At 54.1% G+C, this 17,302-nt stretch carries 13 protein-coding genes, 1 tRNA gene and 1 other annotated feature; of the genes, 5 read left to right on the forward strand and 9 right to left on the reverse strand.

The window, feature by feature from the left end; genetic code table 11:
• The first annotated feature begins 22 nt into the window (after positions 1-22).
• On the forward strand, positions 23-709 hold the full coding sequence (locus NST69_RS24365) for a TetR/AcrR family transcriptional regulator (RefSeq protein ID WP_051478062.1): 687 nt from the start codon (positions 23-25) through the stop codon (positions 707-709).
• A gap of 65 nt (positions 710-774) precedes the next feature.
• Positions 775-4,119 carry an SNF2 helicase associated domain-containing protein gene (locus NST69_RS24370; RefSeq protein WP_342547376.1) on the forward strand — a complete coding sequence of 1,115 codons (3,345 nt, stop codon included), beginning with the start codon at positions 775-777 and terminating at the stop codon, positions 4,117-4,119.
• A gap of 127 nt (positions 4,120-4,246) precedes the next feature.
• Here the strand turns inward: NST69_RS24370 and NST69_RS24375 are convergent, their stop codons facing one another.
• Complete coding sequence (locus NST69_RS24375; protein ID WP_036726044.1) at positions 4,247-4,606, reverse strand: hypothetical protein; 360 nt, start codon at positions 4,604-4,606, stop codon at positions 4,247-4,249.
• Between the two features lie 192 nt (positions 4,607-4,798).
• On the opposite strand from NST69_RS24375, the gene NST69_RS24380 reads away from it, so the two are divergent.
• Positions 4,799-5,104, forward strand: coding sequence for a hypothetical protein (locus NST69_RS24380; RefSeq protein ID WP_339311359.1), 306 nt, complete (start codon positions 4,799-4,801; stop codon positions 5,102-5,104).
• A 233-nt stretch (positions 5,105-5,337) separates the two neighbouring features.
• Positions 5,338-5,559: a binding site (T-box leader), on the forward strand.
• Positions 5,560-5,613: 54 nt separating this feature from the next.
• Entirely contained in the window at positions 5,614-7,734 is a 2,121-nt protein-coding gene (gene argS, locus NST69_RS24385) for an arginine--tRNA ligase (protein ID WP_342550218.1), read from the forward strand.
• Positions 7,735-8,625: 891 nt separating this feature from the next.
• Here the strand turns inward: argS and NST69_RS24390 are convergent.
• A tRNA-Arg gene (locus tag NST69_RS24390) sits at positions 8,626-8,699 on the reverse strand.
• A 160-nt stretch (positions 8,700-8,859) separates the two neighbouring features.
• Positions 8,860-9,216, reverse strand: a complete 357-nt coding sequence (locus tag NST69_RS24395) for a hypothetical protein (protein WP_036726047.1) — start codon at positions 9,214-9,216, stop codon at positions 8,860-8,862.
• A gap of 148 nt (positions 9,217-9,364) precedes the next feature.
• Between NST69_RS24395 and asnB the strand changes: the two genes are divergently transcribed.
• Positions 9,365-11,209 carry an asparagine synthase (glutamine-hydrolyzing) gene (asnB, locus tag NST69_RS24400; RefSeq protein ID WP_342547377.1) on the forward strand — a complete coding sequence of 615 codons (1,845 nt, stop codon included), beginning with the start codon at positions 9,365-9,367 and terminating at the stop codon, positions 11,207-11,209.
• An 80-nt stretch (positions 11,210-11,289) separates the two neighbouring features.
• Here asnB and NST69_RS24405 read toward each other — a convergent pair whose 3' ends face one another.
• The 6 genes from NST69_RS24405 to nikB are packed head-to-tail and all read right to left on the reverse strand — an operon-like array spanning position 11,290 to position 17,167.
• A complete protein-coding gene (locus NST69_RS24405; protein WP_342547378.1) occupies positions 11,290-12,039 on the reverse strand; it encodes a class I SAM-dependent methyltransferase in 750 nt (249 codons plus the stop codon).
• Positions 12,040-12,076: 37 nt separating this feature from the next.
• Positions 12,077-13,708, reverse strand: coding sequence for a nickel ABC transporter substrate-binding protein (locus NST69_RS24410; RefSeq protein WP_342547379.1), 1,632 nt, complete (start codon positions 13,706-13,708; stop codon positions 12,077-12,079).
• On the reverse strand, positions 13,705-14,532 hold the full coding sequence (locus NST69_RS24415) for an ATP-binding cassette domain-containing protein (protein WP_342547380.1): 828 nt from the start codon (positions 14,530-14,532) through the stop codon (positions 13,705-13,707). Before NST69_RS24415 ends, NST69_RS24410 begins: the two co-directional genes overlap by 4 nt.
• A 41-nt stretch (positions 14,533-14,573) precedes the next feature.
• Positions 14,574-15,359: an ABC transporter ATP-binding protein gene (locus NST69_RS24420; protein WP_342547381.1), complete on the reverse strand. Its 786-nt coding sequence runs from the start codon at positions 15,357-15,359 to the stop codon at positions 14,574-14,576.
• Entirely contained in the window at positions 15,360-16,199 is an 840-nt protein-coding gene (gene nikC / locus NST69_RS24425; protein WP_342547382.1) for a nickel transporter permease, read from the reverse strand.
• Positions 16,200-16,222: 23 nt separating this feature from the next.
• Positions 16,223-17,167, reverse strand: a complete 945-nt coding sequence (gene nikB / locus NST69_RS24430) for a nickel ABC transporter permease (RefSeq protein ID WP_051478064.1) — start codon at positions 17,165-17,167, stop codon at positions 16,223-16,225.
• Positions 17,168-17,302: the final 135 nt, after the last annotated feature.

Raw genomic sequence — 17,302 nt, forward strand, 5'->3', positions numbered from 1 at the left:
CAAGAGTCTGGAGGTTCTATTGATGGAGAATAACCCTGCTGCCGATCAGGGGCAGCTGGAGCAAGACCAGTGGGTCCAGGAGCTGCTGGACCTCAGCGAGAAGGAGCAGGTCACGCCCAAGCAGCTGTCCATTCTGCGGGCGGCAATTGATGTTTTTGCGGAGAAGGGATTCTCGGCGGCCGCCACCAGTGAGATTGCCCAGAAGGCCGGCGTGGCCGAAGGCACGATCTTCCGTTATTACCGGACCAAAAAAGATCTGCTGCTCGCCATCGTTGTGCCCACCATGAGCCGGATGATCGCCCCATTCGTACTGCGCAACTTCAGCGGTGTGCTGGATGTGCCGTTCGAGAGCTACGAAGCCTTCCTTAAGGCCTTCATGGTGAATCGGCTGGAGTTCGTCCGCAGGAATCTGAAGATCGTCAAAATTCTCATTCAGGAGATCCCCTTCCAGCCTGCGCTGAAGGAGCAGCTGACCGAGAATATCTTCGAGCAGGTTCTGGCGCGTGTCACTGCAATTACCGAGCACTTCAAGGCGGAAGGTGAAGTGATTGATGCGCCCACTCCTGCGATTATCCGCTTTACCATCTCCGCGATTGCCGGATACCTGCTGACCCGGCTGGTGCTGATGCCGGAGCAGGACTGGAATGATGAGGCAGAGATTGAACAGACGATAAGCTTCATTCTGCACGGGATCGGCGGGAATGGATAATCTTTAAGTACGATATCCCCCGTGGGGGTGGCTTAGATAGAAGCAATAAAAGGAAGTGAGTATACGTGGGTTATCAGGTGCCGGAACGGGTAATCAAGCTGCTGTGCGGCAATGCCGCTTTTGACCAGGGAGCGGCTTATTATCATGCCCATAAGGTGGATCTTGTCTATACGGAGCATAACGAGGAAGAGGAATATTCCAAATACCGCGCTGAGGTCCATGGGCTGGAGAGCCATGAGATCGCGCTGATTATCGACAGTGACGGGGATGTGCAGGGGGAATGCACCTGCCCGGCTTACTATCACGGCGGCCCCTTCTGCAAGCATATTGCGGCGGCGCTGGTGGCGGTCCTCTACCGCAGCCGGGCGGCCGGAGCTGAACAGGCTGCAGATATGCTGGCAGATGCAGAGGAGACTTATCCCGTAAGGGACGGCAGTCTGCCGCTCGTGCAAGGCAGCTCCCCCCTCTCCGGGGCAGAGCACAAGGAGCGAAGCGCAGACCGGCAGCTGGTGAGCAGCATGCTCGGAATATTCACCGGAGGGCGGCAGCTGCCAAGCGGTGCCGGCACGTATATCGACCTGCGGACTCCGCTCCAGGTCGAGTTCATCTGCCGGCCCTTCAACATCGGCTACAGCAGCACGATGCTTGGAATCGAAGTGAAGCTGGGCCCCAAGCGCCTCTATATCGCGCAGAAGATCAGACCTTTTCTGGAGCAGGTTCGCCGGGGCGAGCCTTTTGAGTTCACAGCGCACTTCAGCTATGACCCCGCCCTGCACAGCTTCTCCAAGGAAGATAATGAGGTCCTGCTGAAGCTGATTGAGATCATGCAGAATGAGAAGGTCTACAACAGCCTCAACAATCCGTATGCTGCCGGCTCCAGCCATCCGGGAAATGACCGGCTGCTGCCGGTGGCCCCTTTTTTCTGGAAGAGTCTGTACCCCCTGCTAGAAGCCGCGCCTGCCGTACGCCTTCAGCATGGACAGCTTCAACTTGACCGCTTGTCGGTCTCGGAGGAGCTGCTGCCGCTCAGCTTCCAGTTCGACCAGGCACAGGAGGAAGGCTACCGGCTGGATGTCCGGGGGCTTGAGCAGCTTACGGTTCTGGAGAGCTACGGGCTGGTCTTGACCGAAGGCAGGCTGCTGAAGCTCCCGGCGCAGGAATGCGGGCGTCTCTCCGAGCTGAAGCGGATGCTCAGCAGCAGCCGGCGGGATAGCCTGGCGATTGCGCCTGAGCAGATGGAGCCCTTCATGGACAGGGTCATACCCGGCCTGAAGAAGCTGGGCAGAGTAAGCATTGCCGACGCCATCGCGGACCGGATCGTCCAGACCCGGCTACACGCCAGACTCTACCTGGACCGGGTAAGGGACCGGCTGCTGGCCGGGCTGGAATTCCAATACGGCGGAATTGTCATCAATCCGCTGGAGGAGAAGGCGCATGAGCGGAGCAGCGAGGTCATTCTGATGCGGGACGGGGAAGCGGAGCGGCGGATTCTGGACCTGATGGCCCATGAGTCCTTCTCGCGGACGGAGAGCGGGTATATCATGCGTGACGAGGACGGGGAATTCGACTTCCTGCACCATACCATCCCGCTCTTGGAACCGCTGCTTCAGGTCTATGCGACCACTGCGGTCAAGGAGCGGGTGCTTACGGAGCATGCAGCGCCCAAGGTCAGCCTGAGCTGGAACGAGAAGACCGACTGGCTGGACTTCAAGTTCGCCATGGAGGGCATCACGGAGAATGACATTACCGCGGTCCTGAAATCTCTCCAGGAAAAACGTAAATATCACCGGCTCAAGGACGGAGCTCTGCTCCCGCTGGATACCGCTGAGTTCCAGGAGATTATCGCGCTGATGAACGAGCTCGGCGTCCGCAGCGTGGATATCCGGAGTACGGAGTTCTCCTTGCCGCTGGTCCGTGCCCTCCATCTCCATGCAGGCACCTTCCAGGGGCAGACTATCGAGACCGGACGCTCCTTCCGGCGGCTGCTTGCTAATATGGCGAGTCCCGAGAATCTGGACTTCCCAGTGCCGGAGAGTCTGGCTCCCGTGCTGCGGGATTACCAGCAGTACGGCTTCCAGTGGATGAGGACGCTGGCCCATTACCGCTTCGGCGGGATTCTGGCGGACGATATGGGCCTTGGCAAAACACTGCAGAGCATCACCTTCCTGCTCTCGATGCGGGAAGACATCCGGCAGAGCGGCGTGCCCGCGCTTATTGTGGCGCCGGCCTCCCTGCTCTATAACTGGCTTAACGAGCTGAAGCGCTTTGCCCCGGAGCTTCAGGCGGTCATTGCCGACGGCACCGCCGGTGAACGCAGCCGGGCCCTGCGGAACACGGCCGGGCATGATGTCATCATCACCTCGTACCCGCTGCTGCGCAGAGATGTGGATGAGTATGCCAAGCAGTCGTTCCATACGCTCATTCTGGATGAAGCGCAGATGATCAAGAATCACGAGACTCAGACTTCGCAGGCGGTCAGATTGCTTCAGGCCCGCTACCGCTTTGCGCTGACCGGTACGCCGGTGGAGAATGCGCTGGAGGACCTGTGGTCGATCTTCAGTGTCGTTTTCCCTGGACTGTTCCCCGGAAAGAAGGCGTTCCATGATCTTCCCCGGGAGACGGTCGCCAGGCGCGCCCGCCCCTTCCTGCTGCGCCGCCTGAAGAGCGATGTGCTGAAGGAACTGCCGGACAAAATCGAGTCCCTCCAGGCCTCCGAGCTGCTGCCGGAGCAGAAACGGCTCTATGTCGCCTACCTGGCCAGATTGCGCAAAGAAGCGCTTAAGCATCTGGACAGCGACAGCTTCGGGAACGGCCGGCTCAAGGTGCTGGCCGGACTGACCCGGCTGCGCCAGCTGTGCTGCCATCCCGCCCTGTTCGTGGACGGATATACCGGAGGCTCCGGCAAATTCGAGCAGCTACTGGAGATTATCGACGAATGCCGGAGCTCCGGCAAACGGATGCTGATCTTCTCGCAGTTCACGCAAATGCTCGGCATGATCAGTCGTGAACTGGCGCTGCTGGGGATTACGCATTTCTATCTCGACGGACAGACCCCGGCCTCTCAGCGGGTTGAGCTGTGCAGCCGCTTCAATGAAGGCGAGCGCGACCTGTTCCTGATCTCGCTGAAGGCGGGCGGCACCGGCCTCAACCTGACCGGCGCCGATACGGTCATTCTCTATGACCTGTGGTGGAACCCTGCGGTCGAACAGCAGGCCGCCGACCGCGCCCACCGGATCGGGCAGAAAAAGATCGTACAGGTCATCCGCCTGGTAGCCCAGGGTACGGTGGAGGATAAAATGTACGAGCTGCAGCAGAAAAAGAAAAACCTGATTGACGAGGTGATCCAGCCGGGGCAGGAGGCGTTGTCGAGCTTGAGCGAGCATGATATACGTGAAATCCTCTCGATCTGAGTTGAACAACCTGTTGTAGCCCGTTCTGCTCTATTCGCAATATAAACAGGGACCTTCTGAGCGAGTAGCTCTGAAAGGTCCCTGTTTCATTTTACAACTGGCAAGTCCAGAATAATACCCTAACCCTCTATACGTCTGAGCTTAATTTCTCATGCGTCACTACACGGTGTGCATTCACCAGCTGGCCGGTTGATGTCTTGCCCCACACGGATATTCCGAGCTCATCTTCGTCTACTTCTCCAGTGATGAACACAAATTCATAGGCATTCAGATCGGCAAAATAATCCCGGGTTACCACTTGATTCGGAGCAACCTCAATCACCTCACTGACATACAGCGTTCTGGTGGTGCCCAGCACATACCCTTGAATACTAATAGTAGCACTGCCCGGGGCACTCCGCTTCACTATTCTTACCGTCACCGTCTGCGTAGGTCTGACTCCCGAAACGGCATTGTTCTCTATCGGTCCTGTTGACAAAATCGCCATCCTGTCTCGTCCTCCCTTGAAGTTCTAGTGTCAAAGTACGATATATTCATATTCGGACTTTCCTGTAACGGTGTGGACACAGGCCTGAGCCTATTCACCAATGACCGCAGGCACGCATATTCTTGAATAAGGAAAGACCGCCCATGGGCCGCGCTTTCTCCATACGAACGCCGAACGGAAGAAGGGACTCCCATGCCCCCTCCAGGAAAAGGAAAGAAGCCCGCCGCCAAAAAAACACCGTCCAGCTCCAAAACCCAGACACCTAAGGGGCTTGAATTCGCCGTAGCTGCACTTCTATTGACCGGCAAGCTGAAAGTAGACTCCATCCAGATGTACACGGACGCATCCATGTTCGTCAGTCTGGTGGGCAAATATAAAACCTTAAGTGATTTGAGCAATGACAATGTCGATAAGCTGGTCAGCTTCCTCGATAACAACAGCAGCCTTACGCTGAACGAGATCATGGCCGCTTTGAAAAAGAAAGCCGAAAACACCTGAACACATACGCAAGTGAAAGTGAGGGACGGGGCTATGGACAGTTTTGACGGAGAGGGATTTGCCGGTGGACTCCTGCTGGTCATTGTAATAGTGCTGCTGATTTATGGTTCAACAGACATCAAGAACCTGACAGGAGCGCCCAATGACGAGTAATTCTTAACCGGAGGACTCCTGCTGCACGGTAATCTGCTCTTGCTTTCTTTCGGAAATTCGCTATACTGATACAAACCCATATTGAATCGATGACCGGGAGAGTAATGGTCTTATATCTAGTCCCCAGCGAGCCGGGAAAGTGGAAGCCGGTACAGATTAGAACCATGAAGCGCACCCGTGAGATGGACTTCTGAACCTTAGAGTAGGAAGCCCCGGCCGAGGACCGTTAACCTGTAAGGTGGCTGAACCGTAAGGCTCAGCAACGAGAGTGGTACCGCGAGCGCACAAGCCTCGTCTCTTAGGAGATGAAGGCTTTTTTTGTCGTTATTTTATTCAGGAGGTTGTTATTCATGCCAATGCTAAGTGAGCTAATCCAAGAAAGCCTGAAGCAGTCTGTTCACAAAATCGCGCTAACCCTGGGCGTGCCAGCCATCGCTGAAGTAAATGTTGCCCTGGAGCAGCCGGCGAGTGCCGACCACGGGGATTATTCCAGCAATATCGCCATGCAGCTCGCCCGCCCCCTGCGCAAAGCTCCACTGGCTATCGCCGGGCTGATCGTCGCCGAGCTTGAAGCTTCGAGCTCTGTTCACGGACTGGTGCTGAGAACCGAAGTGGCCGGTCCGGGGTTTATTAATATGTATCTGGATTGGCAGGCCTGGGCACGGTCGAAGGGGAGTTTCACGCTGCCTCAGCATGCAGGAGGGTCGAAAGTGATTGTAGAGCATACCTCCGTCAATCCGAATAAAAGTATGCACATTGGACACCTGAGAAACTCATGTATCGGGGACGCGCTGGTGAGGGTACTGCGGGCGACCGGCCATACCGTTGAGGTGCACAACTATGTGGATGATCTCGGCAATCAGCTGGCAGATACCGTAGCCGGTCTGCTGAATGTTCCGCTGGCGGGAGCCCATGTCCGGTTCGGAGACTACTGCTGGGACATCTATGCCGAGATTAACAAAACGTATGCGCAGCAGCCGGAGATGGTACAGAAGCGAACTGAGATTCTTCATGCGCTGGAGGAAGGCCACGGCAACACTGCCTGGATTGGCAACCTCGTCGCCGGGCAGATCGTGAAAGAGCATGTGGAGGAGATGCGGGGGTTCGGCATTGACTACGATCTGCTGGTGTGGGAGAGCAACATTCTGAAGGAGGGCTTCTGGGCCTCGGCATTCGAGCTTCTGTCGCAGACGGAGATCTTCGTGCAGGAGACGGAAGGCAAGCTGGCAGGCTGCTGGATTCTGAAGCAATCCACTGAAGACGCTACACCAGACACGCTGGAGGAGCATCAGAAGGATAAGGTGCTGGTTCGCTCGAACGGAATTTTGACCTATACCGCCAAGGACATCGCCTATCATCTGTGGAAGTTCGGACTGCTGGAGAAGGACTTTAGCTACAGCGAATTTCAGAGCGGACTGTGGACGACCGGCTTGAGCGGACAGGCTCTGCCTTTTGGACGGGCGGACCAGGTCGTGAACGTCATCGATTACCGGCAGGAATATCCGCAGCAGATGGTCAAGCAGGCGCTCAAGGCATTGGGATTCGGTGCGCAGGCAGACGCGCTGCATCATGTCAGCTATGGGGTGGTCTCGCTGAGTCCCGCTTCTGCGGCCGGGCTCGGCATTGATACCTCCAGCGGCAAAAGCTCCTACGCCATGTCCGGTCGCCAGGGAGTCGGCATTAAGGTAACCGAGCTGGTCCGGCTCATGGAAGACATGATTGAATCCACCCGTTCGGACAAAAACGGCCTGTCCAGCCGGCTCATCGCCACCGCTGCCATCCGTTACTACCTGCTGCGCTTCAATCTGGGCACCGAGATTGTGTTCGACTTCAAGCAGGCAATGGAAATCTCCGGCAACACCGGCGTCTACCTGATGTACGCCTATGCCCGGGCGCAGCGCGTGCTTAGTAAGGCCGCTGCGGCAGGTGGCGGGAACGGTGTTAGCGAGTCCGGCGCTAGCGAGTCCGGTGTGGGCGAGTTCGGTGTGGGCGAGTTCGGTGCTAGCGATTCTGAAGTTGGCGAGTCTGATGTGGGCGAGTTCGGCGCTAGCGATTCTGACGTTGACGGGTCCGTCGTTGACGAGTCTGGCGTTGGCGAGTCTGGCGTTGGCGAGTACGGTGTGGGCGAGTCTGGCGTTGGCGAGTCTGGCGTTGGCGAGTACGGTGTGGGCGAGTCTGGCGTTGGCGGGGTACCGCTGTTCCCGGCGCAGCTCGAAGCGGCTGAGCTTGCCCTGCTGAGACAGCTCAGCTTGTGGCAAGACACACTCTATACAGCAAGCCGGGAGCTTACGCCGAATACGATCTGTAACTATGCCTATTCCCTGGCGTCGTTGTTCAGTAACTTCTACTCCGCTTGTCCAATTCTCAAAGGCGGGGAAGCCAGCATCACCTTCCGCCTGTGGCTGACCCGGAGCTTCACCGATACGCTGGGCGAAGCGCTCGACGTACTCGGTCTGCCTAAGCCGGAGCGGATGTAGACACATTGAGTCTTCATCCTCTTAAGAACCAATTACTCTAGCGGATGAATGAGCAGAACCTATGCGGGTCCGTGCAGCTTGCACAGCTACTCTCCCTTCTCCATCCGCCCACTCCTGGGGGCATCCTCTGAATTCAAGAGAATTCAAGTGTACTTATACACTAGGGGCATTAATGCCCCTCATTTCCGCTCGACGCCCACTTCCGGCACATTCTGGGGCACTTGTGCCCCTCATTTCCGCTCGACGCCGACTTCCGGCACATTCTGGGGCACTAATGCCCCTCATTTCCGCTCGACGCTGACTTCCGGCACATTCTGGGGCACTATTGCCCCTCATTTGCTCATTTTACTCACTATTGGTGAATTCAGGAGCACTTATGTACCTCATTCGCTCATTTGGGCCGCATTCAGTAAATTTAGAGTCAATTGGTCCGTTCTAAATTGAGCGTATTAAGATCGCTCCTTTGGAATGGATGGTTTTTGAGCTCTTTTGGATTGTTATGTATTTTGCACCCCGCTTAAACAGTGGAGCGGACGGAACGATTGTGTAAAAGCGATAGCGGTCGCCTTTGTGTCCGGATTTTCACCGCTAAGGGGAATACATAAAATCTGGACACAACAGCGATTGGAACAACGGTCCGTTTGCGGAGCGTCCACCCAAGTGCCCACGTTGATCCTACTCAAAATAAAAAGGGGTTCTCATCCCCCGGACAACAAAACAGCCCTCCCGAAGGAAGGCTGCTGTTTTGACGTCCCGGAAGGGATACAGCCCATTCGGGCTGATTGCGAAGTAATCCTAACGAAGCTTATGCTCCAACGTCCCCGGCTGGCGCCAAGGGTTCTCATCCCGGGACGTCAAAACAGCCCTCCCGAAGGAAGGCTGCTGTTTTGACGTCCCGGAAGGGATTCGAACCCCCGACCGTGCGCTTAGAAGGCGCATGCTCTATCCAACTGAGCTACCGGGACATGTAGGATAACGTTGTATCACTTGAAGCTTTTGAAGAGATATGTATTAACGCAACGTTATTCATTATACCTGATTCAGCAGAATTAGCAAGACCAAACTCTTCCAGTTAAGAAGCTTCCCGCAACCGCCGTCACGGAAAGCCTCCTGCTCTATGGTCAATCAGGGAAGCTGCCGGAAGTGCTCGCCCAGTTGCCGCTTCAGATCGCCGAAGATCAGCAGCTCGCGCTGGAACTTGGAGCGTTCATCCTCCGGAGTCATCACCGTACTGCCGGTGAAGCCGCTGACCGTAACGTCCTTGAAGGCATCATGCAGATTATTGTCGAACCAGTCGGTGGCCGTATCCGCATCATTCGTCAGAATTCGGACAATTTCATAGCCCTCCTCGCGCTGATCCTCAACAATATACACCAGCAGCGCGGAATCGCCCACAGCTCCAGGCAATACGCCAACCTCTGCGCAAGGCGCGCCGTCATAGTCAGTCATTCTGCGGATTTTGGCGTCTTTAATGTAATACACTTGTCATCATCCCTCCTGGCAAATTTCCCTCTCCCCTAGTGTTCGGATAAGGACATACATTTTATCCCTTCAATCGGCATATATCTGTATTACTTGGCAAAAAAGAAAGGACAGACAACAATCGCACAAAAGAGAGGATGAATCAGACATGTGCGGAATAACCGGATTTGTCCAGTGGCGCGGTGATCTTACCGGGCACTCGCAGCTGCTCGTCAGAATGACCGAAACGTTAGCCAACCGCGGACCGGATGCAGCCGGAACCTGGATTTCAGGGCCTATTGCCTTCGGACACCGCCGACTCAGCGTCATCGATCCCGAGAACGGTGCACAGCCGATGATTGCCCGCCATGAGGATAAGTTATACGCTATAGTATATAACGGCGAGCTATATAATGCCCCTGAGCTGAAAAAAGAGTTGAAGCAGCGCGGGCATCATTTTCTCACGGAATGCGATACCGAGGTTCTGCTGCATGCCTACATCGAATGGGGGCCGGATTGCACGGAGAAGCTCAATGGCATCTTCGCCTTTGCCGTCTGGGACAGCTTACGTGATCAGGTATTCCTGGCCCGTGACCGCCTGGGCGTGAAGCCTCTGTTCTACAGCCAAGTGGAGGACGTCTTCGTCTTCGGGTCCGAGCCCAAGGCGCTGCTGCAGCATCCCCTCGTCCAGCCGAAGGTCGGGCCGGAGGGTCTGGCCGAGATTTTCATTATTGGTCCGGCACGGACTCCGGGACAAGGGGTATACAAAGATATATTCGAGCTTCGCCCTGGGTCTGCCATGATTTACAGCCGCAGCGGAATCCGCAGCTATGCTTACTGGAAGCTGGAGAGCGTCCAGCATACCGATAACGTGGATGAGACGGCAGCACGGGTGCGCGAATTGCTCCAGGATACGCTGGAACGCCAGCTGGTCTCCGATGTCCCAGTCTGCTCGCTGCTCTCCGGCGGACTTGATTCCAGCGCCCTGACTGCGCTTGCCGTAGATTATTACAAGCGGACCGGCCAGGGCCGGGTCGATACCTTCTCCGTCGATTATGTAGACAACGATAAGCACTTCAAAAGCCATAGCTTCCAGCCCGGAGCCGACGGCCCCTGGATTCAGCGGATGGTCGACGAGCTGGACACGAATCATCACTTTATCGCTTTTGACACCCCGGAGTTGGTAGCCGCACTCGATAACGCTCTGTACTCCCGCGATTTGCCGGGGATGACCGACGTCGATTCCTCACTCTATTTGTTCTGCCAGGAGATCAAAAAGAAGGCCACAGTAGCCATCTCAGGCGAAGCAGCAGACGAAATCTTCGGCGGCTATCCCTGGTTCCACCGTGAGGAGATGTTATCTTCCGGCACCTTCCCCTGGTCAGTGGCCCCCAATATGCGTGCCGGATTATTATCGCCGGAAATCCGGGAGTGGATACGTCCGCTGGAATATTTGGGAGACCGGTACAGCGATGCGGTAGCTGAGGTACCGAAGCTTGACGGCGAGACCGGCAAACAGGCACAGATGCGGGTGATGTCCTATCTCAACATAACCCGCTTCATGCCGACCCTGCTGGACCGCAAGGACCGGATGAGCATGGGCGTGGGACTGGAGGTACGCGTTCCGTATTGTGACCACCGGCTGGTGCAATATGTTTTTAACATTCCATGGGAGATTAAGATGGTAGGCAACCGGGAAAAAGGCATCCTGCGCAAGGCGCTGGAGGGTGTACTGCCGGACGATGTGCTCTACCGCAAAAAAAGCCCGTACCCCAAAACGCATAACCCTGCCTATCTGAACAAGGTGCGCTCACAGGTACTAAGCATTCTGGACGATCCTTCCTCTCCCATTCTCCCGCTCATTGATCCGGCCAAAATCAGAGAAATCGCCGCATCGCCAGAGTCCTCCACCAATCTGCCGTGGTTCGGCCAGCTGATGTCCGGCCCGCAATTATTCGCTTATCTGGCCCAGGTCAACCTGTGGCTGAAGACATACAATGTGTCGATCGGCTGATGCCGCTTCAAACCAAAAACAGCGGCTCTCATCAAAGAGAGCCGCTGTTTTTATTTTATATTTTAGCAAGCCGGTCCGCCTTATTTTTCAGCGCAAATCATGAACACCGGCGTTGAACGGTACAAGACTTGCTGTTGCTCATCCAACACCTGTCCGTTCAGATTCTCTTCCGTATAGACAGCGGAGAAGCCCACCTCTGTGAGTGCCCGCACATCCCACTCCGGCCGCCACTCTCTTGTCAGCGGTAAGGCCAGGCTCAGACGGTCAGTCTCTTCGATGTTCGTATGATGCGGAAGCTCACCATAGCCCTTATCGATATAGGCCTGCTGATCCTCTGCGTGCTTCCGCGCCATCTCTTCATCCCATAGATGACGGTTCCAGTTGGCATCGAAGACCAGCAGCCGTCCCCCGGGCTTGAGTACTCTTGCCCACTCCTTGTAGGCTGACTGCGGATCGGCAAGACTCCAAGTGACATTGCGGCACACGATGAGATCAAAGCTCTCCGCAGCAAAATCCAGCTTATGCGAGTCCATCTTGCGGAACGTTACATCGACTCCTTCCCGGCTGGAGTGCAGACGCGCCTCTTCCAGCATATTGTCTGTACAATCTATGGCCGTAACCAAATGTCCGGCGCTTGAGAGAATGACGGAGAAGAAGCCGGGACCACAGCCAATATCCAGAACATGCAGGCTGTCCTTCTGTGGAGCATGATCAAGGATAAGCTTCAGCCAGGCCTCCCGCTGGAAACCGTTCAGCTCCTTCTGGATTCCTTCACTATACAGCTCTGCTTCGCCTTCCCAATACTGTTCTACCTCTTGTTGTATACTCATTATCATTCACTCCTTCTTGGCAAGTACTGTATCTTGATCATTTACTGTCCACATCCAGCTGGTTCCAAAAGACAGGTGTGAACGTGGTGTACCCCGGCTTGAATCCGGTCACTCTGTGATTAACGGCCAATATGTCATCAGGGAAATAAATCGCTGCAAACATCGCCTCCTGATACATTCTGAGGAATATGGAATCATAGGCACTCTGACGTTCCTGAAGATCCATGGCTCCGACTGCGTTATCAATCTGTGCTTCCAGCTCCGCATCAGACCATACCACAGCAGGTGCTTCAGTGGTTCGGTGGAACAGGGACAACAGGAACGAATGCGGATTATAAGCATCATCATAGGTCCGGTACAGGATGAGATCGTAAGCTTTGCTTGTCCATAAGGCATCATAATAAGCATTCGGCTCAAGCACCTGAAGCTTGACGTCAATGCCAATCTCCTTGAGTTCGGATTGAATCAGCTCACTAATGGTCTTCCATTCCGGATATTCCGCCTGCTGCAGCACGAAATTGAACTCAAGCGGGTTTCCGTCCTTCTCGGCAATTCCATCTCCATCCGAATCCTTATAGCCGGCAGTGGCCAGCAGTTGCTTCGCTTCTTCAGGATCGAAGCCGTACCATGTGTTATTGGACTCTGTGACATAGGGAACGGTCAGCGGGAACAAGCCCTTGGCCTCCTGTCCAATACCATTCATAAGATCGTTCACAATGCTTTTTTTGTTCATCGCCAAATTAATCGCTTTGCGGACATTCAGGTCTTGCAGAGCAGATGTATTATAGTTAAAAATCATGAAATGCGAGCTTGTTCCTGGTGATTTTTGCAGAGTTAGTGAGGAATCCGCTTCGATCACGGGTACACTTTCGACTGGAAGCTTCCCCATTTGTCCCCCGGCAATATCTACATCCCCGCTTTGCAGCGCCAGTACTCTGGACTGTGGATCAGGAATGACCTTCATAATAATTTTGGACAGCTTCGGCAGGTCTCCCCAATAATTAGGATTGCTGACCAGTACGGCTTCCTGATCCGTCTTATAGCTCTCTGCCATCCAAGGACCGGTTCCAATCGCCCGGACGAATGTACCGTTAATATCACCTGCTGGCTCCACTGCGGTAGGGCTGATAATCCGTACCGGTCTTGCAAAGGACAGCTCGGTCAGGAACGGATAATACGCTTTGTTGAATGTCATAGTAATCGTATGCTCGTCTACGACCTCAAGAGATTCCATGGCGGTAGCTACATTCAGCGAATTGGCCGGATCTTTAACCCAGCGTTCGAAGGAGAACTTGACCGCATCCGCATTAAATTCCGTACCATCTGAGAATTTGACCCCCTGACGAAGATGGAAGGTATAGACCTTCCCATCCTCAGAGATGTCCCATGACTCCGCAAGCGAAGGCAGGATTTCGCCCTTCTCGCCGTACTCAACTAATCCGTCGTATATCATCGCATGTACGTTCATCGAACCCTCATAGGCCCCGGCATCCAGCCGGTCAAGACCGGCATCAGCCGCTATGGCAACAGTAATCGCCTTGTCCGGGGAGTCAGAGGTTTGGGCTGCTCTATCAGAATGACTACAACCTGATATCCCCATTATTATTACAAGAAGCAGGATGAATAGTGATGTTGTTAATACAGTTTTTGACTTTGAGCTGGCTCTCATTCTCTGTACTCCTTTTCTCTATCTTTTCTCCTTAAGTGGGGGTCTTGCACAGGTATCGAGGATAGCAATTTCCGTGTATAAGGGTGGTCTGCCTGCTGCATGAGCCCCTCACCTGATTGCTTCTCCACAATCTCCCCTTGAACCATCACAGCTACACTGTCGCAAAAACGGTTCACGACCGACAAGTCATGTGTAATGAACACGTAGGATAATTCCAGCTCACGCTTTAATGCCTGCAACAGATCCATCATCTGCTTACGCAAGGTGACATCGAGACTGGAGAACGGTTCATCACAGATGATCAGCTCCGGGCGCAGTGCAATAGCTCTCGCAATTCCGACCCGTTGCTGCTGTCCGCCGCTGAGTTCATGCGGATAACTGTGAATGTGCTTCCGCTCAAGTCCAACAAGCTCAAGCGTGTCAGCTATCAGAACTCTGCGCGCGCCTGCCTTCCTCTCCCCGTAGTTCCGCAGAGGCTCTCCAATAATTTGCTCTACTGTGAACAGTGGATTAAAGGAAGCCAGACTGTTCTGGAACACCATCTGCATCCTGCTGCGGATCTTACGCATTTCGCTGAAGCTCCAGTCTGTATAATCCATACTTCGGTACAGCACTCTGCCGGAGGAGGGTTTCTCCAGTCCCAGCAAGAGCCTGGCCAAGGTACTCTTCCCGCAGCCGCTTTCACCCACCAGTCCCAGGGTTTCTCCGCTCTCCAGGCTGAAGGACACATCATTCACAGCTTGTACACTCCTTGCTTCAGATGTGAACCACCCCCTTTTCATTCCATACTTCTTATTCAGGCTTACCGCCTCCAGCAGCTTCATGGATCACCACCTCCCCCGTAGAACATATAATTCTATAGTTGTTATCTGCAATCCATTAAGTATTTAGTGTAGGGATGCACTGGACGTGAAAAGATGTCAAAGACGTTGCCTGATTCCACAATCCTTCCGGATTTCATCACATATACATAATCTGCAAGCTCGGCGACAACGCCGAGATCATGCGTAATGAGCAGGATGCCCATATGATTCGCCCGTCTGATCCGGTCCAGCTCCGTAAGTATCTGTGCCTGGATGGTTACATCCAGAGCCGTTGTAGGTTCATCTGCAATAAGTAAGCTTGCCCCGGAAGCCAGCGCGATAGCGATCATCACCCGTTGGCACATCCCGCCGCTAATTTGAAAAGGATATTTACTAAATAGCTGCGCCGGATCGTTAAGGCCCGCTTGCTGCATCTGCTTCATAGCCAGTTGCTTTGCTTCTTGCCCAGTGACTTGCCGGTGCAGGGCGATCGTCTCCATGATCTGCCTTCCAACCGGAAGCACCGGATTCAGCGCGTTCATGGGATCTTGAAAAATAACCGCCATTTCTGTTCCCCGGAGCTTCCTCAGCTGGCGGGTGGAGCACTCCCGGAGATTGTGGCCGTGAAGCCAGATGTCTCCGCTATCAATGCAGCCTGGAGGATCTAGCAGTCCCAGAATAGACATCGCCGTAACACTTTTCCCGCTGCCGCTCTCGCCAACCAGTGCAACAATCTGCCCGGACCTCACTTCGAGACTGATATCCTCTACAGCCCTGACTTGCTGACTTCCGGTATGGAAGCTGGTCGATAAGTGACTAACCTTCAGCAGGGTGGATTCATTGTTCATTTACCGGACACTCACCTCCCGGGTATCGTAATCACGCGCTGAGCGGCGCAAGCCTTCCCCCAACAGATTGAAGCCCAGAACTGCCAGCAGGATGGCCATTCCTGGGAAGAGCATGAGCCGCGGCTCAGTCTGAATATAGGCACGGCTGTCGTTCAGCATCATCCCCCATTCCGGTGTAGGCGGCTGGGCTCCCAGACCAAGGAAGGACAAGCCCGCAATCGAGAGCATAATTGTACCCGTCTCCATAGAAGCCAGAACCAGAATGGGCCGCGCCGCAACCGGCAGGATATGCCTGAGCACAATTTGCAAATGGGAAGTGCCCGACGCTGCGGCGGCTGCGATATATCCGCCTTCCTTGATCTGAAGCACCAGGCTGCGGATCACTCTGGCATATCCCGTCCACCAGACGGCTGCAAAGGCGATTAACAGATTCTTCATACTGGCGCCCAACATGGCTGTAATTGCGAGCGATAGAATTAAGCTGGGAAAAGCAAGTAAGATGTCGATGATCCGCATAATCAATTGATCAATTTTGCCGCCAGCGTAACCAGCCAGTAAACCAACGGGGATACTAATAGCAAAAACTACAGTCAAAACGGCAAATGAATAGTAAAGCGTAGTTCTTGTCCCATAGATTAAACGGGATAGCACACAGCGCCCCAGATGATCCGTACCCAGCGGATAATCCCAGGAAGGCATACTCAGCTTATGCTCCATGTGAATCTGCAGCGGGTCAGAAGGGGAGAGCCAGGGGGCAAAGAGTCCGGCGCCAATGAACAAAAGGATAATCCCTGTCCCGAGCTTCGCTCCGTTATTCTTAAATAAGCTACTTCGAAACATAATACCGTACTCCTTTTACAGCGTCACCGCAGCCTGATTCGCGGGTCCAGCATCAGATGCAGTGAATCTACTGCCAGGTTAATCAGAACAACGACGACAGCCATCCATAATACATAACCCTGAATGACAATATAGTCTTTTGCAAAAATCGCCTCAATCACATACTTTCCAATCCCCGGCCAGGAAAATATAGTCTCTACGACCACAGAGCCGCCGAGAAGCCCTGCTATGTTAACCCCAAGTAAGGTAAGACTCGGAAGAAGTGCATTACGAAGCGCATGTCTGGTGATGACTCTCCATTCCTGTAGCCCCTTGGCCCTCGCCGCCTTGATGTAGAGCGTAGCCAGAACGTCCAGCAGACTAGAACGAATCAAACGGATGTACACCCCTGCCATGCCAAACCCAAGTGTAAAAGCGGGCAGAATGACACTGGAGACCCCATCCATTCCTGTTACAGGTAATAGCTTCAGCTTCACTGAACCATAATAAATCAGGAGCAGACCCAGCCAGTAGCCTGGCATGGATACGCTAAACAGAGCACATACTCTTCCCAGCCGGTCAAACCATTTTCCCGGATACAGTGCAGAGCCTACCCCCATAGGCAGAGCTATAAGAATAGCAGCCAATAAGGAACAGCCGCTCAACAGCGCAGTAGCCGGGAAACGGTTCATCAGCTCTGTGAATACCGGACGATTGCTGCTGTAGGATATGCCCAGATCGAGGTGGAGCACACGGTACAACCAATGAACATATTGCATATATACAGGTCCATCCAGACCCAGTGCAATTCTTGCCGCCTCAATGGCTTCATATGTAGGCTTAATACCATCAGCACGCAGCATAATCTCTGCAGGATCACCTGAGGTTAGGTGCATCAGCGCAAAGGTTATGACTGAGATGCCTAGCAGCACAGGAATGAGCTGCAATAAGCGTTGCAACAAAGTTCGTATAATGGCATTCAACTCCATGTCTTTAATCGTAATTATTACGATTATAACATAAAAATTTTAAATGAATAGTCCTAATAAAAAAATAGCATGCTGCCGCCAAATGCAAAAAGCAGCCTCCCTTGAGGAGGCCGCTCTGTGCATCTACAGCTTATA

It is taken from the genome of Paenibacillus sp. FSL P2-0089, assembly GCF_038595095.1.
GTDB classification, from domain to species: Bacteria; Bacillota; Bacilli; order Paenibacillales; family Paenibacillaceae; genus Paenibacillus_AQ; species Paenibacillus_AQ silagei.